The 21,604-nt window shown below is 64.6% G+C and carries 19 protein-coding genes and 1 pseudogene; 11 read left to right on the top strand and 9 right to left on the bottom strand.

Annotation, left to right across the window (positions count from 1 at the left end):
* Nucleotides 1–50 precede the first annotated feature (50 nt).
* From ACM42_RS20285 to ACM42_RS20260, 6 genes are all read left to right on the top strand, one after another.
* Nucleotides 51–2,402 (top strand): TonB-dependent hemoglobin/transferrin/lactoferrin family receptor, encoded by a 2,352-nt coding sequence (locus ACM42_RS20285; protein WP_271529598.1) that lies wholly within the window; start codon nucleotides 51–53, stop codon nucleotides 2,400–2,402.
* A gap of 90 nt (nucleotides 2,403–2,492) precedes the next feature.
* Complete coding sequence (locus ACM42_RS20280; RefSeq protein ID WP_271529597.1) at nucleotides 2,493–2,828, top strand: antibiotic biosynthesis monooxygenase family protein; 336 nt, start codon at nucleotides 2,493–2,495, stop codon at nucleotides 2,826–2,828.
* Nucleotides 2,829–2,858: 30 nt separating this feature from the next.
* Nucleotides 2,859–3,365 (top strand): heme utilization cystosolic carrier protein HutX, encoded by a 507-nt coding sequence (gene hutX, locus ACM42_RS20275; protein ID WP_271529595.1) that lies wholly within the window; start codon nucleotides 2,859–2,861, stop codon nucleotides 3,363–3,365.
* Nucleotides 3,366–3,392: 27 nt separating this feature from the next.
* Nucleotides 3,393–4,169 carry a tonB-system energizer ExbB gene (exbB, locus tag ACM42_RS20270; RefSeq protein ID WP_271529594.1) on the top strand — a complete coding sequence of 259 codons (777 nt, stop codon included), beginning with the start codon at nucleotides 3,393–3,395 and terminating at the stop codon, nucleotides 4,167–4,169.
* A gap of 3 nt (nucleotides 4,170–4,172) precedes the next feature.
* Complete coding sequence (gene exbD / locus ACM42_RS20265) at nucleotides 4,173–4,619, top strand: TonB system transport protein ExbD (RefSeq protein WP_271529593.1); 447 nt, start codon at nucleotides 4,173–4,175, stop codon at nucleotides 4,617–4,619.
* Nucleotides 4,619–5,449: an energy transducer TonB family protein gene (locus ACM42_RS20260; RefSeq protein WP_271529592.1), complete on the top strand. Its 831-nt coding sequence runs from the start codon at nucleotides 4,619–4,621 to the stop codon at nucleotides 5,447–5,449. The genes exbD and ACM42_RS20260 overlap by 1 nt, the downstream gene beginning before the upstream one ends.
* Nucleotides 5,450–5,594: 145 nt before the next feature.
* Here the strand turns inward: ACM42_RS20260 and ACM42_RS20255 are convergent, their stop codons facing one another.
* Together ACM42_RS20255 and ACM42_RS20250 are read right to left on the bottom strand one after the other, a co-directional pair.
* Nucleotides 5,595–6,950: an esterase-like activity of phytase family protein gene (locus ACM42_RS20255; RefSeq protein ID WP_271529591.1), complete on the bottom strand. Its 1,356-nt coding sequence runs from the start codon at nucleotides 6,948–6,950 to the stop codon at nucleotides 5,595–5,597.
* A 148-nt stretch (nucleotides 6,951–7,098) separates the two neighbouring features.
* Nucleotides 7,099–8,103 carry an alpha/beta fold hydrolase gene (locus ACM42_RS20250; RefSeq protein ID WP_271529590.1) on the bottom strand — a complete coding sequence of 335 codons (1,005 nt, stop codon included), beginning with the start codon at nucleotides 8,101–8,103 and terminating at the stop codon, nucleotides 7,099–7,101.
* 359 nt (nucleotides 8,104–8,462) lie between these two features.
* Here ACM42_RS20250 and ACM42_RS20245 point away from each other — a divergent pair, with 359 nt between their 5' ends.
* Nucleotides 8,463–9,356, top strand: a complete 894-nt coding sequence (locus ACM42_RS20245; protein ID WP_271529589.1) for a LysR family transcriptional regulator — start codon at nucleotides 8,463–8,465, stop codon at nucleotides 9,354–9,356.
* A gap of 5 nt (nucleotides 9,357–9,361) precedes the next feature.
* Here the strand turns inward: ACM42_RS20245 and ACM42_RS20240 are convergent, their stop codons facing one another.
* From ACM42_RS20240 to ACM42_RS20225, 4 genes are all read right to left on the bottom strand, one after another.
* Complete coding sequence (locus tag ACM42_RS20240; RefSeq protein WP_370120006.1) at nucleotides 9,362–10,258, bottom strand: carbohydrate ABC transporter permease; 897 nt, start codon at nucleotides 10,256–10,258, stop codon at nucleotides 9,362–9,364.
* Nucleotides 10,251–11,207: a carbohydrate ABC transporter permease gene (locus ACM42_RS20235; protein ID WP_271529588.1), complete on the bottom strand. Its 957-nt coding sequence runs from the start codon at nucleotides 11,205–11,207 to the stop codon at nucleotides 10,251–10,253. Before ACM42_RS20235 ends, ACM42_RS20240 begins: the two co-directional genes overlap by 8 nt.
* A gap of 155 nt (nucleotides 11,208–11,362) precedes the next feature.
* Nucleotides 11,363–12,703, bottom strand: a complete 1,341-nt coding sequence (locus tag ACM42_RS20230; protein ID WP_271529587.1) for an ABC transporter substrate-binding protein — start codon at nucleotides 12,701–12,703, stop codon at nucleotides 11,363–11,365.
* 85 nt (nucleotides 12,704–12,788) lie between these two features.
* Nucleotides 12,789–13,832 (bottom strand): C-terminal binding protein, encoded by a 1,044-nt coding sequence (locus tag ACM42_RS20225; protein WP_271529586.1) that lies wholly within the window; start codon nucleotides 13,830–13,832, stop codon nucleotides 12,789–12,791.
* Between the two features lie 250 nt (nucleotides 13,833–14,082).
* Here ACM42_RS20225 and ACM42_RS20220 point away from each other — a divergent pair, with 250 nt between their 5' ends.
* Entirely contained in the window at nucleotides 14,083–15,768 is a 1,686-nt protein-coding gene (locus tag ACM42_RS20220; RefSeq protein ID WP_271529585.1) for a methyl-accepting chemotaxis protein, read from the top strand.
* Between the two features lie 149 nt (nucleotides 15,769–15,917).
* Here the strand turns inward: ACM42_RS20220 and ACM42_RS20215 are convergent, their stop codons facing one another.
* On the bottom strand, nucleotides 15,918–16,892 hold the full coding sequence (locus ACM42_RS20215) for a Bug family tripartite tricarboxylate transporter substrate binding protein (protein ID WP_271529584.1): 975 nt from the start codon (nucleotides 16,890–16,892) through the stop codon (nucleotides 15,918–15,920).
* Between the two features lie 98 nt (nucleotides 16,893–16,990).
* A complete protein-coding gene (locus tag ACM42_RS20210) occupies nucleotides 16,991–17,926 on the bottom strand; it encodes a DMT family transporter (RefSeq protein WP_271529583.1) in 936 nt (311 codons plus the stop codon).
* Nucleotides 17,927–18,031: 105 nt separating this feature from the next.
* Between ACM42_RS20210 and ACM42_RS20205 the strand changes: the two genes are divergently transcribed.
* On the top strand, nucleotides 18,032–18,418 hold the full coding sequence (locus ACM42_RS20205) for a DUF1330 domain-containing protein (RefSeq protein WP_271529582.1): 387 nt from the start codon (nucleotides 18,032–18,034) through the stop codon (nucleotides 18,416–18,418).
* A 7-nt stretch (nucleotides 18,419–18,425) separates the two neighbouring features.
* On the opposite strand, the gene ACM42_RS20200 is transcribed toward ACM42_RS20205, so the two are convergent.
* Nucleotides 18,426–19,358 (bottom strand): DMT family transporter, encoded by a 933-nt coding sequence (locus tag ACM42_RS20200; RefSeq protein WP_271529581.1) that lies wholly within the window; start codon nucleotides 19,356–19,358, stop codon nucleotides 18,426–18,428.
* Nucleotides 19,359–19,783: 425 nt separating this feature from the next.
* Here ACM42_RS20200 and ACM42_RS20195 point away from each other — a divergent pair, with 425 nt between their 5' ends.
* Both ACM42_RS20195 and ACM42_RS20190 read left to right on the top strand, forming a co-directional pair.
* Nucleotides 19,784–21,076: an adenylosuccinate synthase gene (locus ACM42_RS20195; protein WP_028179315.1), complete on the top strand. Its 1,293-nt coding sequence runs from the start codon at nucleotides 19,784–19,786 to the stop codon at nucleotides 21,074–21,076.
* A 37-nt stretch (nucleotides 21,077–21,113) separates the two neighbouring features.
* Nucleotides 21,114–21,604 (top strand): annotated as a pseudogene (locus tag ACM42_RS20190) (hypothetical protein); the annotation flags it as partial.

Here is a 21,604-nt window from a genome sequence, read left to right as displayed (position 1 = left end):
CGCCAGCCAAGAGACTCCAAAATTAAAGCGAAGTGCAGGCTGGGGCTGTTATGGCTGGCGAGGCTAGGTATTCGCGCGCCCTGATCTTGGGCGCGTCGGTGGCTTCAATTGCGGCATTGGTGACGGAGAGCAGTCTCGCGCAGACCGCATCGCCGCAAGCCGAAAGTGCGGCGTCGGAGCGGCCGAAGCAGGCAAAGCGCAAGCCGGCCAAGCCGCAGGTCGCGCAGCCGGCAACGCCCGCCGTCATGAATGCGCACGCGCAAGTGGGCGGTACCGCACCCGTGCAGACGCTCGATACCATCACGGTCGCCGCGACCAAGACCCCGGAGCGGGCGATCGATGCGCTCGCGCCCGTCAGCTCGATTTCGCTCGACAAGATCCAGGGGCTTCAGCCCAACCGGCTGTCGGACATCTTCTACGCCATTCCCGGCGTGTCGTTTCAGGAGCGCGGCGACGATCCCGCGACCGTCATCAACATTCGCGGCTTGCAGGATTTCGGGCGCGTCGCGGTCGTCGTCGATGGCGCGCGGCAGAACTACCAGCGCACCGGCCACAATGCCAACGGCTCCTTCTTCCTCGATCCTGAATTGATCGGCGGCGTCGACGTCGTGCGCGGCCCGACCGCCAACATCTACGGTTCCGGCGCGATCGGGGGCCTGGTCTCGTTCCGCACCAAGGATATCAACGACGTGCTGCGCCCCGGCGAGCGCTGGGGCGTCGATCTCTCGGGTTCCTACGGCTCGAACAACAATCGCGGCCTGGGCTCGGTGTTCGGCGGCGTGCGCGCCACGCCCGACGTCGATATATTCGGCGGCGCGGTCTACCGCACGCAAGGCAATTACAAGGACGGCAACGGCACCGAGATCGGCAACACCGGCAATCAGGTCGAGGCCGGGTTGATGAAGCTCACGGTGCGGCCGGCCCTCGGTCACGAGGTCAAGTTCGGCGCCGTCTTCCAGGACTATCAATACGATATCGGCCAGTTCAACCGCGGTCCGGTGATAACGGCAGCACAGCGCGCGCTCTATCAGGGCTCGTCGGTCTACGCTTCCGATGCGAAGAACTACACCGGGACCATCACCTGGAACTATTCGCTGCCGAGCGACAATCTGTTCGACTGGCACATGTCGATCTACGGCAATCGCGTCGACAACGACCAGACCAAGACCTATCACTATTCCACGTCCGGCGGCGCCTATTGCGGGACGGGCAATTTCGGCAACAACATTTCGGGCTGTGTCGGCGACAAGCGCGGCTATGTCCTCGATACCTACGGCATCGACGTCAACAACACCACGCGATTCAACGTGGGCGACTGGCGCAATGCCGTCACCTGGGGCATCGACGCCTTCCAGGACGACGTGATCACGACCGACAGCCGCGGCAATTCCAACATCACGACGCCGAGCGGCATTCGCACCGTGTCGGGCGGTTTCCTTCAGCTGAAGCAGAACTACGGCACCTGGTTCGAGGCGGTGAGCGCGATCCGCTATGACCGCTACGACCTCGATGCCGGCAAGACCAGCGCCGGCGGCGACCGCTTCTCGCCTAAGATCACGCTCGGCGTCACGCCGGTTCCGGGCTTTCAGCCCTATGTCAGCTACGCCGAAGGCTATCGCGCGCCGTCGATCACCGAGACCGTGATCTCCGGCGCACATGCGACCGGTGGCGGACCGGCCTTCTTTCCCTGTCCAGACGGCACCGTAGGCCTGTTCTGCTTCCTGCCAAACCCGAACCTTCGTCCCGAGGTCGGCAAGAACAAGGAAGTCGGCATCAACCTGAAGTACGACAACATCTTCAGCGCCAACGACTCGTTTCGCGGCAAGATCAATCTCTTCCGCAACGATGTCAGCGACTACATCGACCTCGTCGCTTCGGCGCCGGCCGCGGTGCCGCCGTTCGGTTCGTACAGCCAGTACTACCAATACCAGAACATCGCCAATGCCCGCATCGAGGGCTTCGAGGCGGAGACGATGTACGATGCCGGCAGCTGGTTCATCGGCGTCGCGGGGCACTACATCAAGGGCAAGAACGTCCAGACCAATATCGGGCTTGCGACCATCACCCCGACCAAGGTCGTCACCACCGGCGGCGTCCGCCTGCTCGATCGTACCCTGATCCTGTCGGCGCAGTGGGCGTCATACGGCCCCAACAACGACGTGCCGGCCAACTATATCCGCTCGACCGGCTACGATCTCGTCAATCTGTACCTGACCTACAATGCGACCAGGGATATCGTGATCTCGGCCTCGATCGACAATCTCTTGAACCAGTACTACCGGCCTTACGCCATTCCGGGCAGCTCGACCGACGGCACGTCGCAGAACGACGTGCTGTGGTCGAGCCCGGGTCCGGGCAGAGTCTACAAGGCCGGAATGAAGATCCACTTTGGAGGTGCGTAAGCCGACCGGCGCCGCAGCTCCACAACCTCCGCCGGGCCGCGCTGATGCTCCAGCGGCGCGTATTCGTCTTGATAGCAAGGAGAGACCTTTATGTTCATCGCTATGAATCGCTTTCAGGTGAAACCCGGCTCGGAAGCTGCGTTCGAAACCGTCTGGCGGACGCGGGAGTCCTATCTCGGCAGCATGGCGGGTTTCGTCGAATTCCATCTGCTCAAGGGGCCGGTCGCCGAGGACCACACGCTGTATTCCTCGCACACGGTGTGGATCGACAAGGCGGCCTTCGAGGCCTGGACGCGCTCGGAGGAATTCCGCCGCGCCCATGCGCGCGCCGACAACAAGACCGGCGAGAGCCTCTATCTTGGTCATCCCAAGTTCGAAGGGTTCGAGGTCATCATGACCGAGCGCACGGCGAGCGCGGCCGCCTAGATCGCGGCCGAGCACGAAAGGGAGCCGGACATGCCGAGCACCGATCTCAAGACGTATATGGCCGACAATCCCGGTGCGGTGATCGAGGACGTCGCGCGCGAGCGCAAGGTCACCCCGCGCGCGGTGATCGAGGCGCTGCCGTCTGCCATGATGCGCATCGGGGGCGGCGAGCACTTTGCTGCCGTCATGCAGGACATCGCGGAATGGGGCGAGGTCACCCTCATCGTGCACACGGATGATGCGATCTTCGAGTTCACGGGCCCAATTCCCGCGGGCGAGATCGGCCGCGGCTATTTCGACCTGATGCAGCCGAAGGGCCTGCACGGCCATCTCCGCCACGAGCGGTGCGCGGCCGTTGCCTTCATCGAGCGCCCCTTCATGGGCAAGTCGTCCGCCTTCGTCGCCTTCGTCAACGCCGATGGCGGCATCATGTTCAAGGTGTTTGTCGGCCGGGACGAAACCCGGGCGCTACGCGGAGACCAGTTGGCGCGGTTTCGGCAACTTGCGGACCGGATCGCGGGCGCCCCAGAGGCCTAGCTCGTTTCAACCTGACGGGAGATCGGGATGCAGTGCAATTCCAGGCTTCGGCATGCAATCCTAGCCATCGCGCTGGCGCTCGCGCCGGCACCGGCCTTCGCGATCGACGAAGCCCTGTTGCCGCGCAATCTGTCGCCCTGGGGCATGTTCGTCAGCGCCGACATCATCGTGAAGACGGTGATGGTCGGGCTCGCCATCGCCTCGCTGGTGACGTGGACGGTGTGGCTCGCCAAGACCATCGAGCTGCGCCGCAAGGGCTCGCTCGCCTTGCAGCGGACGCGCGCCCTCGAGGGCAACATGACGCTGGCCGAGGCATCCGCAAGGGCTGGCGACGCGCGCGACGCGGTCGCCCAGCTCATCCAGTCCTGCGCCAGGGAGGCCGAGCTCTCCGGCGGCATTCTCGACGACGGCCTGCAGGAGCGGGTGGCGCTGCGGCTAGAGCGGGTCGAGGCGGCGATGTCGCGGCAGATCGCGCGCGGCACCGGCGTGCTCGCGACCATCGGCGCCACCGCGCCGTTCGTCGGCCTGTTCGGCACCGTCTGGGGCATCATGAATTCCTTCATCGGCATCTCCGAGAGCCATACCACCAGTCTTGCGGTCGTCGCGCCGGGCATTGCGGAAGCGCTGCTTGCGACCGCCCTCGGTCTCGTCGCCGCGATTCCGGCGGTCGTGATCTACAATCATCTCGTCCGCGGCATCGCCAACTACCGCGCCCTGCTCGGCGACGCCTCGGCGCAGCTCATGCTGCTGGTCAGCCGCCAGCGCGACCACGGCCATCTCCGCCTGGCGCGGGCTGCGGAGTAGGCCATGGCCACCAAGCTCGGCGCAGCCACGGGATCGCCGCTCAAGCGCGGTGACCCCAGCGATCTCGACGTCACCCACGAGATCAATGTCACGCCGTTCATCGACGTGATGCTGGTGCTCCTGATCATCTTCATGGTGGCGGCTCCGCTTGCCACCGTCGACATCGGCGTCGATCTGCCGGCCACCGCGGCCGAACCGGCGCCGCGGCCCGACAAGCCGGTCTTCGTCACCGTCAAGCCGGATCTTTCGATCGCGGTGGGTGAGGATATCGTGGGTCGCGACGCGCTCAGCGGCTCGCTCGATGCAGCCACCAAAGGCCGCAAGGACGAGCGCATTTATCTGCGCGCCGACAAGGCCGTTTCCTATGGCGACCTGATGGACGTGATGAACACCTTGCGCAATGCCGGCTATCTCAAGGTCGCGCTGGTCGGCCTCGACGGACGCAGCTGATGGCCGCGAACGCCTTCGCCCTGCACGAGCCGCTCGGCGAGCACGAGGGCGCACGCTGGGGTGTCTCGGCGGCCGTGATCGTGGCGTTGCACGTTGCTGCCGCGCTGCTTGCGGCGAGCTGGCTCAAGTCGCAGCCCGAGCAGGGCGTCAGCCTGCCGGCGATCATGATCGACATGGCCCCGGTGACCTCGGCGCCGCAGCCGACGCAGGACGTCCTCGCCCCGGGGCCGGTGATGCAAGAGGCCGACGCCTCGCCGCCGGAACCCGTGCAGCAGCAGGCCATCGAGGACACCATCGCGCCGACGCCGCCGCAGGAGAAACCGGAGGTCGTCGCGCCACCGGAGCAGAAGCTTGAGCCGACGCCGGCCAGGCCCGAGCCGGCGAAGACCGTGCCGGTCGAAAAGCTCGCTCCAGTGAAGCCGAAGGTGGTTCGCCGCGAGGCGAAGAAGCCGTCGGAGGCGACGCCCGCGCCGCGTACCAGCGCACCGCCGCGCGCCGAGCGCGAGGCGCCGATGGCATCCGCCATGAGTGCGGGTGCGATGGCCTCCGCGATTGCATCCTACAATCAACGCGTCCGCGCGCATCTGATGCGCTTCCACCAATATCCGTCAGGTGGGGGCGGCCAGCGCGGCGTCGCGAGGCTGAGCTTCACCCTCGGCCGCAGCGGGCAAGTCAGGTCCAGCCGCCTCGGCGGCTCGTCCGGCGTCGCCGCCTTCGACGCCCAGGCCATGGCGATGATCCGCCAGGCCTCGCCGTTCCCGCCGTTTCCGGATGAGATCAGGAACGGTTCGATGAGCTTTTCGATCCCGGTGGAATTCACGGTGAGGTAGTGTACCGCCGCCGCAAACTCGGCCGTCGTCCCAACAAAGATCGGCAACTCCGATCTCGTTCGACAACCGCTCCCTGCGGCTATGCGTCCCGGCTTTCGCCGGGACGAATAGCCGAGCTTGTGGCAGCTGTGGAGAGGCCGATCTGCTACTTCGCCTTCAGGAAATCCGCGACCTCGAGCAGCACGAACTCGTTGTCGTCGGCCTTGTTGGGATCGCGGCTGGAGGAGAACGGCAGGTTGTTGTCGTTGCCGACGATGATGTGGGTGTCGTCGACGCGATCGACGTTCTCGATGGTGAAGAACGGGAAGGTGTAGACGCCGTCGTTGAGCGGCTTCTTCGCCTTCTTGTCGGGATCCCTGATCTTCATCAGGTCGATATAGCCGATCTTGCGCACGGGCTTGCCGACATTGGCGTCGGAGAGCTCGATCTTGTAGACGCGCTTGAACTTGGCGAGGTCAGGGAAGCAGCTCTCGCCGCGGGTGCCTTGCGGGCAGGCCTTGTCGGCGGTGCCTTCGCCATTGTCGCGCTCGATGATGAGGCCAGAGGCCTGATCGATCATGTTGAAGTCGCCGATGGCGTTGCCGTTCTGCTCGAACACATACTGCCAGTAGCGGCCGGTGAACTTCTCCGCGGCGACGTCGAATTCGAGGATGCGGGCGGCTTCCTTGCCGTCGACCTTCTCCCAGTCCTTTTTCTCGGCATCCCACAGCGGTCCTTCGAGCAGGCCGTAGAGGAACTTGCCGTCTTTCGACGAGGCGAAGCCCTCATAGCCCTTGGAGCGGCGGAGATTGACATTGGTGTAGGTCGCGCCCGGCGCACCGGGCGTCGCGACGGCCCAATTGTCCGGCGAGCGCACCGGCTTGCCGTCGGCAACCGTGTCGAACACGCCGAGGATCTTGCCCGACTTGTCGGCCTTCAGGATATAGGGGCCGAACTCGTCGCCGATCCAGAAGGTGTCGCCGACGATCTGGAAGCCTTCGGTGTCGAAATCGGAGCCGGTGAGATAGCGCTTCTGGGTATCCTCATGCACGATGCGGAAGGGCACCTTCTTGTCGGGATCGTGCAGGAAGATGGTCTCCTGTCGCTCGATCTTGCCGCTCGCCCAATCCATCTTGTAGCGGTTCAGGTACAGCATCGAGTCCGGCGAGTTGGCGCGCGCGCCCATGCCGTTGTCGGTGATGACCCAGAAGCTGCCGTCGGGCATGGTCTTGATGCCCGAATGGCCCTGGAGTGGCTGGCCCTTGAACGGCAGCGACACGCCGGTGGGACGTTCGTAGGACTTGCCCATGACGGTGCCAAGCGCGTCGACCCGCTTGCCGGTGGTATATTTGCCTGCAGTCTTGAGATCGGCGGGTGCGTCAGCCGGCGCTTCGATGAACGACTCGGCCGGCATCACCACGTGGCCGGCGAGCTTGGCCGGGAATTCGCCTTCGCTCTGCGCCAGCGCAGAACTGGCGGTGAGAATGATCGTTGCGACGGTGCTGAGAAGGGTCGCGCGCATGTGCGTCTCCTGTTGTGGACGCACGCCTTATGCGGACGGCACGTTGCAGTTTTGTGAAGCCGGGCCAAAGGCCGCAGGCCCGGCTACTTTTTGGCGGCGAGGAGATCGGAATCGGGTTCGGTGACGCGTGATCCGATCTCGTTGCGCCTCAGGCAATCTTGCGAGCGAGGAAATCGCGGATCAGGGGCGTCACCTCGTCGAACCTGTCCTCGAGCAGGAAGTGGCCGGAGTTGATGAGATGAAACTCCACCTGGGGAAGGTCGCGCTTGTAAGGATGGGCGCCGTCGGCCGGAAAGATGAAATCATTCTTGCCCCACACGATCAGCGTCGGCGGCTTGTGCTTGCGGAAGTAGGCCTGCACTGCCGGGTATAGCGGCAGATTGGTCCGGTAGTCGTAGAACATGTCCAGTTGGATCTCGTTGTTGCCGGGCCGGTCCAGCAGCGCCTGGTCATGGACCCAGTTGTCGGGCGAGATGCGGCTCACGTCGGACATGCCGTCGGTGTACTGGAATTTGGTCGTCTCCAGGGTCAGCAGCTTCATCAGCGCCTGACGGCTGCTGTCTGACCCGTCGGCCCAGTATTTCTTGATCGGATTCCAGAACTCCTTCAGTCCTTCGTCGTAGGCGTTGCCGTTCTGAACGATGAGGCCGCTGATGCGCCCGGGATGTTTGAGCGCCAGCCGCCAGCCGACTGGCGCTCCGTAGTCCATGACGTACATCGCGTAGCGCTTGACGCCAAGCTGGTCGAGCAGACCATCGACGAGCTCACCGAAACGATCGAACGTATACTTGAATGTCGCGCGCGGCGGCATGTCGCTCTGTCCGTAGCCCGGGTAGTCGGGAGCGATCACGTGGTACCGGTCGGCCAGCGCCGGAATCAGGTTGCGGAACATGTGCGACGATGTCGGAAAGCCGTGCAGCAGCAGCACCACGGGTGCATCCTTCGGCCCTGCCTCCCTGTAGAAGATCTTGATCCCGTCGACGGTCTTGGTCCGATGGTACGTGACTGGATAGCCCGCGGCTCTGGTATGATCGCGTTGCGGTTTTGCCGCGGCAGCCGGCGCAGCCGCGGCAACGGCAACTCCGGACAAGCCAAGGACGAGGTGTCGGCGATCGAGGCCGGCTGATGGGCGTGTGATGTTCTCGGTACTCATGTCGATCTCCCAGTCAAAATCGGTGATGATTGTATTCGTCAGTACCCGCAGGCCCGGCACTGCATTCTGCGATGACGTCGTCAAAGCGGCCGGTGGACTTGTGCTCGGCGGCTTATGGTTGGTGCGCCGGAGGATGCCGAAGGCAGATCCAAATCCACGCTGTCTTCGCGCGTGAGGCCGAGATGCCGGAATTGCGAGCAGCCGAATGATGTCCGGCGTTCGTCGAATGATCGTTTTCCAGGCACCTTCCAGCCGTCCATTCCAAAGTCCGCAGCAAGCTTCGGGTAACCGATTGCGACCGGCGGGATCAGTCCATATGATCGAGAAGCTACTTCTCAGGTTACGGAAAGACGCGTCTGATGGACCGGCTGGAGGCGATGTCGGTGATCATCGCCGTCAATGAAACAGGAAGTTTCTCGGCAGCCTCCCGGCGCCTCAGGATGCCGGTCGCAACGGTCAGCCGAACGGTTGCCGAGCTGGAGGCACGGCTGAACGCCCAGCTGTTTCAGAGGTCGTCGCGCCAGATGACGCTGACCGATGCGGGACGATCCTATATCGAGGCCTGCAAGCGGATCATCGAGCAGGTGGACGATGCCGAGAGGGAGGTCTCCGGCGAGTACAGAAGTCCGAGGGGCGATCTCGCGGTCACGGCGCCGTGGGGACTGGGCCACATGCACCTTCTGCCGATCGCGCTCGAGTTCATGGAGGCTTATCCCGAGATCGCGCTGCGGCTCGTCCTTACCGATCGCATCGTCAACACCGTCCACGAGAATATCGATGTGTCGATTCGAATCGGCAGTCTGCCGGACAGCAACCTGATCGCGACCCGGGTCGGCTCGGTCCGGTTCGTGCTCTGCGCCAGTCCCGGATACCTCGCGAAGCGGGGACACCCGAGCGAGCCCGCCGATCTGGCGTCGCACGATTGTATCGGCGTCGACAGCCACGCGGCGCAGAAGAGCTGGAAATTCGTCAAGGATGGCAGCGAAGTCACGGTGCCGATACGGTCGAGATTGACGGTGAGCGACTCGGAAGCGGCGGTCGAAGCTGCCGTCGCAGGTGCCGGCATCACGCGCGTGATGTCCTACAAGATGGAGGCCGCGCGGCGTTCCGGCAGGCTCGTCCTCATGCTGGAGGAATTCGAGCAGGCGCTCTGGCCCGTGCATATCGTCTACGCGGAGCGAAAGCCCGCTCCGCTCAAGCTCCGCGCCTTTCTTGATTGGGCCACGCCGCGCCTCAAGGCGCGGCTGGCCTAGTTCTGCTATTCCTTCACCGCGCCGGTCAGCGACGAGACGTAGTAATCCACGAACAGCGAGTAGAAGATCGCGACCGGCAGCGAGCCGAGCAGCGATCCCGCCATCAGTGCGCCCCACTGGTAGACGTCGCCGGTGACGAGCTCGGTCAGGATCGCGACCGGCACCGTCTTGTTGGCGCCGCTCTGGATGAAGGCGAGCGCGTAGATGAACTCGTTCCAGGACAGCGTGAAGGAGAAGATGCCGGCCGAGATCAGCCCGGGCACCGCGAGCGGCAGCGTGATCCGCCGCAGGATCTGCAGCCGTGTGGCACCGTCGACCAGCGCGCACTCCTCGAGCTCGTAGGGGATCGACTTGAAATAGCCGATCAGGAGCCAGGTGCAGAACGGCACCAGAAAGGTCGGATAGACCAGGATCAGGGCAAGCGGCGAGTCGAACAGGCCGAACTGCACCACGACGGTGGCAAGCGGAATGAACAGGATCGACGGCGGCACCAGATAGGCGAGATAGATGCCGAGGCCCACATAGGGGCTGCCGCGGAAGCGTAGCCGTTCGATGGAATAGGCGGCCAGCGTGCTCGCGATCAGCGACAGCGTGGTCGACCCGATCGCCACCAGCATCGTCGTCCACAGCCAGCGCGGATAGGCGGTGTTGAACAGCAGGTGCTTGATGTGCGCCAATGTCGGCGAGGAGATCCAGAACGGATTATGCTCCTTGTAATTCATCAGCTCCGCGTTCGGCTTGAACGAGGTGATCGCCATCCAGTAGAACGGGAACAGCAGGATGAGCACGAAGCAGCCGAGCGGCAGATAGATCATCATCAGCCGCCGCAGCCCGGAATCCCAGGCCATGGTGTCGGGCGCGGCTTTGGCGTCCGCGGTCGGTTGCGCGACGGTGTCAGTCATTGGCCTCTCCCTGCTGCCATTTGCGGCGCGCCAGGCCGAAATAGGAGAACAGCGTCGCGAACACCAGGAACGGGATCATCGACACCGCGATCGCCGCACCTTCGCCGAGCTCGCCGCCGGCGATGCCGCGCTGGAACGCCAGCGTTGCGAGCAGATGAGTCGAGTTGCCGGGGCCGCCGCGTGTGATGGCGTAGACGAGCTGGAAGTCGGTGAAGGTGAAGATGATCGAGAAGGTCATGACGATGGCGAGGATCGGCATCATCATCGGGAAGGTGATGTAGCGGAAGCGCTGCCAGGCGCTGGCGCCGTCGAGCATCGCGGCCTCATAGAGCGAGGGCGAGATGGTCTGCAGGCCCGCCAGCAGCGAGATCGCGACGAAGGGAATGCCGCGCCAGATATTGGCGGCGATCAGCGAGAAGCGCGCCGGCCAGGGCGAGCCGAGGAAGTCGATGTTGCTGTCGCGCCAATGCAGCACGTCGACCAGCAGGTAGGAGATGATCGAGAATTGGGGATCGTAGATCCACCAGAACGCCAGCGCCGAGAGCACGGTCGGCACGATCCAGGGCAGCAGGATGATCGCACGCAGCACGCTCTTGAACGGAAAATGGTTGTTGAGCAGCAGCGCGAGCCAGAAGCCGAGGGCAAACTTCCCGAAGGTCGCGACGGCCGTGTAGAGGACGCTGTAGAACACCGCGTTCCACCACAGGGAGTCGGTGAGCAGGTACTGGAAGTTCTCCAGGCCGACATAGACGCCACGCCGGCCGATCGTGGTGTCGGTGAAAGCGAGCCAGATGCCGAGCCCGAGCGGATAGGTCAGGAACACGGTGAGCAGCCCGATCGCGGGCGCGAGGCACATCACGATCAGGAACGGCTTGTAGTCGAACAGCCGCACCAGCCAGTTCGGCTGCCGCTGCGCGAGTTCCGGAGAAGAGAAGGTCGTCACGGACATCAGTTTGTTGTCCTGTCGTTGAAGGTCACTACACCCTCATTGCGAGGAGCTCGCGACAAGATTGCGTAGCAATTTTGCGCTGTAGCGACGAAGCAATCCAGACTGTCTCCGCGGACACGCTCTGGATTGCTTCGCTTCGCTCGCAATGACGGCCGCTACTTCTGCCGCCGGAAGTACCGCTTGCAGCGCTGCTCGGCTTCGGCGGCCGCGGCCTCCGGCGTGGCCGCTCCGGTCGCGACGGACGCGAACATCTGGATCAGCACGTAGTCGGCGCTGACGGCACCCGTCGCCGTCGAGATCGGGCCCTTGTAGCCGTCGTAATAGGTGCTGTTCATCGTGTTCTTGAACAGCTTCACCTTGGGATCCTGCGACCACACGGTGGCCTCGGCATAGGCGGCCAGCGGCTGGGACCAGTAGCCGGAGTTGGCGTTGAGCCACGGCTCGTACTGGTCCTTTTCCAGCATGTATTGCAGGAAGGCCTTGGCGGCGTTGGGGTACTGGCTGTGCTTGAACACCATCGCGTTCAGCGTCAGGCCCGCCATCGGCGAGACCTTGGCGAGGCCCTTCGGCAACAATTGATGCTCGCTGTCCTCGGCAATCGCCTTGGTCGCCGGATCGTTCTTCAGCGAGAAGTACAGCGAGACGCCGTTGGCGGTCAGGGAAATCTCCTGCGAGGAATAGGCGCGGTTGTTGCTGACGTCGTTCCACGACGTCGTGCCGGCGATGAAGGTCGGGTACAGCTGCTTCACCCAGTTCAGCGCGGCGATGGTCTCCTTGCTGTTGATGACGACGTTGCCCTCTTCGTCGAGCAGGGAGCCGTTGTGCGACCACAGCGCCCAGCTCGCAAAGCCGTTGCCGTCGCCCTTGGCGTTGCCGAGTGCGAACCCGGCCGGCTTGCCGGCCTTGTGCAGCTTCTGGCACAGGTCGAGAATGCCGGCATGGTCTTCCGGCACCTTGTCGAAGCCGACCGATTGCAGGATCGACTTGCGGTAGATCAGGGGGCCCGCGGTGGCACCGAACGGTAGTCCGATCCAGGCGTCGCTCTTGTTCTTCTTGCCGTAGCGCTGCGCCAGCGGCAGCCAGCCGCCATACCGCTTGCCGAGATAGTCGGCGACGTCGGTCAGCTCGATCAGCTTGTCGATGTAGATGTGCGGCGCATCCGAGAAGCCGATGATGATGTCGGGACCGGCGCCGGAATTGGCGGTCACCGCGGTCTGCTGGTTGATGTCTTCCCAGCCGACGAAGTCGACCTTGACCTCGACCCCGGTCTCCTTGGTGAACTTCGCCGCGTTGGCGCGGAACACGTCCTCGTCCGCCTGGACGAAGCGCACCGGGCGCAGCATGCGCAAGGATGCGCCCTTCTCGATCTCGCGTTTGGGTGCCGCCACGTCGGCGGCCTTGATATTGGATGTTTGCGCTGCAGCACCGGTGGCCGCGAGCGTTGCAGCGGACAGGCCCAGCGCCAAGGCATCACGACGTGTGATGTCGTTCCTCATGAGTACCTCCCTATGATGTTCCCTTCCCGGCGTTGATCGCCGGTGAAGGGCCGTTTCGGTCGTCGGCGCGTTCTACGCCGGCCGCCTAGCTGTTCGGGCCGCGGTCCATGCTGACGGGCTGCCAGCGGCGGAGCGCGGTATTCTGCAGCACCGACGGATTGACGCAGCTTACCGGCCACATGCCCTGGAGCACCAGTGACAATTCGTAGCCCACGCGGCGCTTGCGTGCCTCGTCAAACCGTGCCGAGGCCGAGGCGACGTGGGCTGTCAGGGTCACGTTCTCCATGCCGAGCAGCGGATTGTTGTGCGAGGGCGGTTCCTTCTCCAGCACGTCGAGGGCGGCATGCGCGATCCAGCCCTCTTGCAGCGCCTTGATCAGGCTCTCCTCGTCCACGGTGGCGCCGCGTCCCGTGTTGATGAAGATCGAGCCCTTCTTCATCTGCCGAAAATGCTTCTCCGTCAGCATGTGATGCACCTCGGGGCGGGCCGGGGCATGCATCGACACGAAGTCGGATTGCGACAGCACCTCGTTCAGCGTCGCCGGGATCACGCCGTGGTCGCACATCAGGGTTTCCTGGATGAACGGATCATAGGCCATCATGCGCAGGCCGAACGGCGCCGCGCGCTTCGCAACTGCACGCGCGACGCGGCCGAACGAGATGAAGCCGAGCGTCTGGCCCATCAGCCTCGGGACCTTGAGCAGTGCCGGCCGGCCCTCGGCCCAGCGGCCGCTCCGCACCATCCTGTCCTGCTCGACCAGGCGACGGAAGCCCGCGAGCAGCAGCATCATGGCGTGGTCGGCGACCTCCTCGATGAAGGTGTCGGGGATGTTGGTGACGGGAATGCCGCGCGCGGTGGCGGCCTTGACGTCGACACTGTCGACGCCGACCGAGCCGAGCGTGATGACCTTGCAGCTCTCCAGCGCGTCGATGATCGACCGGGTGATCGGGATGCCCTTGGCGTAGATGGCGTCAGCATTCTTAGCGGCGGCGATGAACCCGGCCTCGTCGGCGGGCGCCTCGACGATCTCGGCATCGATCGGATCGAGCGCCTCGCGCTCGTAGGAATAATCGCTGCCCGCGACGGTGAAGCTCGCACCCTTCGGCGTCACCACCCTGTATTTCGGCATTTTCCGCTCCCGATTTGGTTTCTTGTTGTGACCTGCCTCCGCGGGCAGGCCTGTGCGTCTTTTACGCGAAATCGGGGCGGTCGCGTACAATCCCCGGTTGTTGCCGGCGAGATAAATTGCCGGTTTTGACGGCGGCGTCCGGGCTTCTACGGAGAGGCGTAAGTAACTTGATAAGGCCTCCCACACTAGAAGTTGATTCGATTTCCGACGATCCCGTCACGCCGTGTCCCATCATTGCCGGAGCCAATCCGTGAAATTTAGCAATCTGAAGATCGCCCCGAAGCTCGGTATTCTTGTCGGCGTCGCCATGCTGGGACTGTGCGTGGCTGGAGCGCTGGCGGCGTACTTGATGCAGCGGGAGTTGCTGGATGCCCGCTTCGAGCAGACCAGGGCCATGGTTGAAATGTCGCGCAATATGGCGCTGGGCCTGCAGAAGCAGGTCGATGCCGGACAGCTGACCAAGGACGCGGCGATTGCTGAGTTCGTCCGCCGCGGCAGTTCGATGACCTATGACAACGGCTCGGGCTACATATTTGCCTACACGATGGACGGCGTCGCCGTGCTGACGCCCGACCCGAAGCAGTTCGGCACCAATCGCCTCGACATCGCAACCAATGGCCGCAAGCTTACCCGCGAGCTGCGCGACGGTATCGCCGCCAAGGGCGACGTCACGCTGCGCTATGAATATTACAGACCCGGCGAGAAGGTCGTTACCCGCAAGCTGTCCTATGCTGTGGCGATTCCCGCCTGGAACATGTTCGTCGGCACCGGGGTGTATCTCGACGATCTCGATGCCAAGCTGGCGCCGGTCGCCTGGCTGCTCGGTCTCTCCCTGGTCGGCATCATGCTCGTGGCCGGCGGCGTGGCCTGGCTGATCGGCCGCAGCATCAGCCGTCCGCTGAGCCTGCTCGGCGCCCGTATGAAGGAACTGGCCGACGGCAGGCTCGAAGGCGATATCCCCGGCCTTGGCCGGGGCGACGAAGTCGGCGCGATGGCCGCCACCGTCCAGATTTTCAAGAACAACGCGGAGAAGATCCGCGAGCTTGAGCAAACCGAGGCGGCTGCGCAGGAGCGTGCCGCGACGGAACGTCGCAATACGATGGAAGGTCTGGCCAACGACTTCGAACGCAGCGTCAACGGCATCGTCCGCTCGGTCTCCTCGGCCGCGGCCGGAATGCAGACCACCGCGCAGTCGATGACTGCAACCGCCAGCGACGCCTCGTCGCGTGCGGCGACGGTCGGCGCTGCCTCGCAAAAGGCCTCCGGCAATGTCGGCACGGTCGCGGCGGCCGCCGAAGAGCTGTCGAGCTCGGTTACGGAAATCTCCCGCCAGGTCACCCGCTCGACCGAGGTCGCGAGCCGCGCCGTCAGCGACGCCGAGCGTACCAACGCCACCGTGCAGGTGCTCTCGACCGGCGCCGAGAAGATCGGCGAAGTCGTCAAGCTGATCCATTCGATCGCCGCGCAGACCAACCTGCTCGCGCTCAACGCCACCATCGAGGCGGCACGTGCCGGTGAATCCGGCCGCGGCTTCGCGGTCGTCGCCTCCGAAGTCAAGGCGCTCGCCAACCAGACGGCGAAGGCGACCGAGGAGATCTCCGCGCAGGTCGCGGCGATGCAGACCTCGACCAGCGACGCGGTCACGGCCATCTCCGGCATCACCCAGACCATCGCCGAGATGAGCGAGATCACCGCGGGCATTTCCGCATCGATCGAGCAGCAGGGCGAGGCGACCCGCGAAATCGCCCGCAACATCCAGTCGGTCGCGGCCGGCTCGAGCGAGATCAACGCCCATATCGGCAGCGTCACCTCGGCCGCGGAAGCGACCGGCAGCGCGGCCACCGACGTGCTCTCCAACGCCCGCGAGCTGGACAACCAGTCCGGCGCGCTGCGCTCCGCCGTCGACAACTTCCTCGCCAAGGTGCGTGCGGCGTAACTCGCGGCGCAAAAACTCTACGCCGTCGTCATGCCCGGGCTTGTCCCGGGCATCCACGTTCGTGGGCACCGCGCGCGCAGACAGACGTGGATGGCCGGGACAAGCCCGGCCATAACGGAAGATGTGGAGTACGTGGCATTTGCGCGTGCCTACTGCTTCTCGATCTTCGCGTTCGTGATCAGCTTCTCCCACAGCACGAGCTGATCCTTCACGAACGCTTGGAGCTGTTCCGGCGTGCCGGAAAAGGCGTCCATGCCGAGCGTGGCGAGCTTGGCCTTGATCTCCGGATTCTCGACGATCTTCCTGATCTCCGTGTTGAGCCGGGTCACGATCTCCTTCGGCATTCCGGCCGGTCCGAAATAGCCCTGCCAGGACGAGATGTCGAAGTCGGGCACGCCGGCCTCCTGCATCGAAGGCAGGTGCGGCACCAGCGGTGACCGGTCCTTGGTGGTGACGGCGAGCGCGCGCAGGGCATTGCCGTTGACGTGGGGCAGGCCGGTCAGGATGTCGACGAACATCATCGAGACGCGGCCGCCCATGACGTCGTTGAGGGCCGGCGGCGAGCTCTTGTAGGGCACGTGCAGGAGGTCGAGCCCGGCATTGTGCGCGAAGGTCGCACCCGACACGATTGCGGACGACGAGCCCGAAGCGTAGCTCAGCTTGCCCGGATTGGCCTTGCCATAGGCGACGAGCTCGGCGACGGACTTGGCCGGCACTTCCGGATTGATGACCAGCATGAACGGCAGGTCGCCGGTGCGCGCGATCGGGGTGAAATCCTTGACCGGATCGTAAGTGAGGCTCTTGAGCAGATAGGGGTTGGCCGAATGCGTGGTGTTGGTCGTCACCAGCAGCGTGTAGCCGTCGGGAGCGGCCTTCGCGACATAGGTCGCCGCGAGCATGCCGTTGGCGCCGGCCTTGTTCTCGATCACGATGCCGACGCCGAGCGCTTGCGACAGATGCTGCGAGATCAGCCGTGTCGTGGTGTCGGTGCCGCTGCCGGCCGCGAACGGCAGCACCAGCGTGATGTTGCGGCTCGGATAGTTGTCGGCCTGAGCCGATGTTGCGGCGAGGCAAAGTACGGCTGCGCAGACGGTCCGCAGGTTTCGAATCAACGCTGAAATCATATTTGGTCGTTCCCTCTTTTTCGTTGGCGGGGAACCTAGCTTGTCCGGAGCGGATACGAAAGGTGGCTGTAGGTCGTGAACGCGTCCGTCACGCGGAATTACTTCACCGCCGAGCCCCGGCGCGATGCGATCACGACGCCGGCGAGCACCAGCACGTAGCCGATCAGGTGGAACGCTTGCAGCTTTTCGCCCAGCAGCAGGATCGCCATCGCCGAGCCGAACACCGGCACCAGATGGAAGAACGGCGCCGCCCGGTTCGGCCCGATCAGCGCCACGCCGCGGTTGAAGAAGAGGTAGGCGAGGGTGGAGGGAAAGATCAGGATGTAGCCCAGCGTCGCCAGCGTCACCAGGTCGAATTGCAGCACGCGGCCGCTTGCTGCCTCCCAGATCGCCGTCGGCAGCAGCATTGTCGCGCCGCAGCAGGTGGTGAAGGACAGGAAGGAGAGCTGATGGATCTTCGGCCGCCGCGGGATGAAGGCGGAGTAGATGCCGAACGCCACCAGCGACGAGGCGAACATGATGTCGCCCCTGTTGAAGCTGATGCTCGCAAGCGCAGAGAGATCGCCGCGAAGGATGATGATCAGCACGCCGAGAAGCGAGATCGCGATGCCGCCGAGCTGCGCGCCCGTCAGCCGCACGCCGAACAGCACCAGCGACCACAGCGCCACGAACAGGGGACCTGCCGACTGGATCAGAAGCGCGTTCAGCGCCTCGGTGTATTGCATCGCCCAGTACGAGATCGCGTTGTTGAAGGCAAAGCCGACCAGCGACAGGAACAGCATCAGCGGCAGGCTCTTGCGCAGGGCGGGCCAGTCGCGCTTCAGGTGCGGCCAGGCGAACGGCAACAGGATCAGGAACACACCGAACCAGCGGATCGTGGTCACCGTCAGCGGCGGCACATGCGCGCCGACATGGCGTGCGAGCACGATGTTGCCCGCCCAGAACAGCGAGGTCAGGCTGAGCAGCAGATAAGGCTGGTTGTTGAGCCAACTGGCTGGATTCGAGGCCGGTGGCGCGGGCGAAGCGGTCGTCATTGGCGTTGCATGCGAGCTTGCGCCGGATTGTCGTTGTGACACAAGTCACAGGGCCGCAATGCTACAATGCAGGCATGACCCGAGGAGGTGCCATTGGCGGTCAATATGTTGAATATTGTGGGCCTCGAGCAACTCGATGCGCAGGCGCCGGTGGTGATGCTGAACCTGATGCGTTTCCATGCGCGTTCGCGCGACGGCGACGGGTCCGGCTGGGATGCTTATCTTCGCTACAGCGCGATCACGGTGCCGATGATCAGGGCGCGCGGCGGCACGCTGCTCTGGACCGGCGAGGCCAAGACGGTTGCGCTCGGTCCGCACGACGGCAATGAATGGGACTTTGTGGCGCTGGTCTATTATCCGACAGTCTCGGCCTTCCTCGACATGATGACGTCGGAGGCTTACGAGCGCGAGGCCGATCCGCATCGCGTCAACGGCTGCGCCGAGCACGTCATCATCGCGACCAGCGAAGCCTACAGCAAGTTCAAGAAGTAGCTTGCGGCTAGGTCGCCTGCTTTCTTGACGCTGCGAACACGCCCGCCAGCACCAGGGCGAAGCCGATGAAGTGGAACGCCTGCGGGTGTTCGCCCAGAAACGCCATCGCCATGATCGAACCGAACACCGGCACGACGTGGAAGAACGGCGCGGCGCGGTTGGCGCCGATCAGGCGCACGCCGCGATTGAAGCAGAGATAGGCGAGCGCCGAGGGGAAAACGGCGACGTAGAACAGGGTCAGCAGGTTCGGCCCGTCGAGCTTCATGACCGGGCGCGCGGACAGTTCCCAGATCTCCAGCGGAATGAGACAGGCGGCGCCGCAGCCGAAGGTGAAGGCGAGGAACGAGAGGCCGTGCATCGGCGGCCGCTTCAGCGACAGCACCGAATAGAGCGCGAAGATCAAGAGCGCGAGGAGGAAGATCAGGTCGCCCTTGTTGAAGTCGATGTTCGACAGCGTGGTGAAATCGCCATGCAGCAGGATGGTCAGCACGCCGCACATCGACAGCAGCACACCGAAGGCCTGCGCCGAGGTGAGCCGGATGCCGAGAATGACCAGCGACCACAGCGCCACGAGCAGCGGCGCGGCCGACTGCAGCAGCAGCGTATTGAGCGCCTGGGTATGCTCCAGCGCCCAATATTGCAGCGTGTTGAAGGCGCCGATGCCGGTGACCGAGAGCGTGATCATCAGGCCGAGCTTGCCGCGGATCGCCGGCCAGTCCTGCACGAGGTGCCTGAAGGCAAACGGCAGCACCAGCAGGAAGGCGAAGAACCAGCGCAGGAACGACAGCGTGACCGGCGGAATGTGGCCGGCGGCGAGCCGCCCGACGATGGCGTTGCCGGCCCAGCACAGCGCGGTGATGCTGAGCAGCAGATAAGGCTGGTTGGCGATCCAGCTGTGTCCGGATGTTTCCGCGCTCGTGGTGTGGCCGGTGGCGGACATGTGGCTGTTGGGGCCCCGCGTGGAGTACGCCGAAGCCTCCGGCCCGGCGAGACCCGGGCCGGCTGATCACCCGGCGCTGTCCAAAGACACGGAAATCGAGGTTGCATCAATGGGGGGCGGACGCATCGCGACCATGCAGCGGCGAAGGCGGCCTCTCACGCTTTGGTCGAAGCCATTGCGCCGGCCCGGAAGGTTTCTGGATTTTCCGGGGATATCAAAGGCTTGGAGTACGCGCTGAGCCTGAAAAAAGCCCCGTTCTTGCTTGCCTAGAGGGGCTGCTTCCTTTATCCGGTTGGGCTGCCTCGCGTGCGAACGGCCTCGGCCGGGAATTGGGCTGGGCGCAGGCATGATCCCGGAAAAGTGGATCCCGGTTTTCCGTTCGGATCATGCCACTTACAGAGAAATCTTCGAAGGATTACCCGCGCATGGCCAATGTTGTCGTCGTCGGCGCCCAGTGGGGCGACGAAGGGAAGGGCAAGATCGTCGACTGGTTGTCGGAGCAGGCGGATATCGTCATCCGCTTCCAGGGCGGTCATAACGCCGGCCACACGCTGGTGATCAACGGCAAGACCTACAAGCTCGCGCTGCTGCCCTCCGGCGTGCTGCGCGAGGGCAAGCTGTCGGTGATCGGCAACGGCGTCGTGTTCGACCCCACCGCCTTTCTCGACGAGGTCACCAAGCTGAGGGCGCAGGGCGTCGATGTCAGCCCTGACAACCTGCGTGTCGCGGAAAACGTCACGCTGATCCTGCCGCTGCACCGCGAGCTCGATGCGCACCGCGAATCCGCCAGCGCCGCGACCGCGATCGGCACGACGCGCCGCGGTATCGGGCCTGCCTATGAGGACAAGGTCGGCCGCCGCGCCATCCGCCTGATGGATCTCGCCGACCATCAGACGCTGCCGCACAAGATCGACCGCCTGCTGGCGCACCACAACGCGCTGCGCCGCGGCCTCAACCTGCCGGAATTCGACAGTGCGGTGATCCTGAAAGAGCTGATGGCGATGGCGCCGCAGCTGCTGCCCTATGCCGAGACGGTGTGGCGGCTGCTCGACATCAAGCGGCGCGAAGGCAAGCGCATGCTGTTCGAGGGCGCACAAGGCGCGCTGCTCGACGTCGACCACGGCACCTATCCCTACGTCACCTCGTCCAATACGGTGGCGGCGCAGGCGGCGACCGGCTCGGGCCTCGGCCCCGGCGCGGTCGGCTATGTGCTCGGACTCTGCAAGGCCTACACGACCCGCGTCGGGCAGGGCCCGTTCCCGACCGAGCAGGACAACGAGATCGGCCGCAAGATCGGCGAGCGCGGCCGCGAGTTCGGCACCAATACCGGCCGTCCCCGCCGCTGCGGCTGGTTCGATGCCGTGCTGGTCCGCCAGGCGGTTCGCACCTGCGGCATCAATGGCCTCGCGCTGACCAAGCTCGACATCCTCGACGGCTTCGATTCGATCGAGGTCTGCACCGGCTACAGGCTTGACGGCAAGGAGATCGACCATTTCCCGGCCGGCGAGGGCGCCCAGGCCCGGGTCGAGCCGATCTACGAGACCATCGAGGGCTGGAAGGAGCCGACCGCCAGCGCGCGGTCTTGGGCCGACCTGCCCGCCCAGGCCATCAAATATGTCCGGCGGATCGAGGAATTGGTGGGGTGCCCGGTCGCGCTGCTTTCCACCAGCCCCGAACGCGAAGATACTATCCTCGTGCAAAATCCGTTTGAGGCTTAACGATATCTTACCGGGACGCGCGCATAGTTGAGTAGAAATGGCTGATTACTATCCGCTGATCGCCCGCGCTATTGCCGCCTTGGACCCCAACGCTCCCGGCGAAAGCCGACGCGCGCTCTACGAGAGGGCGCGCACGGCCCTGATCGCGCAGCTGCGGAGCGTGCAGCCGCCGCTTTCCGAATCCGAGATCACGCGCGAACGGCTTTCGCTGGAAGAGGCCGTTCGCAAGGTCGAATCGGAGGCTGCTCAACGCGCCCGCGAGGCTTCTCGCCCGGGTGGCGGCGCCCGCTCCGGCAGCAGCGGTGATGCCTTCCGCCGGGCCAGCACCCGCGCCGGCGAGGGTAACGCTCCCGCATCTCAGCCGGCTCCGCCGCGGACGCGACCGGCCCCGCCGCCGCCGCGGGCCGACCGTCCGTCAATCAGCATCGATGACCAGGGCGAGGCCCCGCGCCCGCCGCGCGCTCCCCGTTTCGACGCCCCGCGCCAGCCGGGACCGTCCGCCCCGCCGCCGACGCCGGAGCCGCCGCC

The sequence above is a fragment of the Bradyrhizobium sp. CCBAU 25338 genome (assembly GCF_028128965.1).
In the GTDB taxonomy this organism is placed as follows: Bacteria; Pseudomonadota; Alphaproteobacteria; order Rhizobiales; family Xanthobacteraceae; genus Bradyrhizobium; species Bradyrhizobium liaoningense.
The sequence above is the reverse complement of the archived record's forward strand: the minus strand, read 5'-3'. Positions and strand labels throughout refer to the sequence as shown.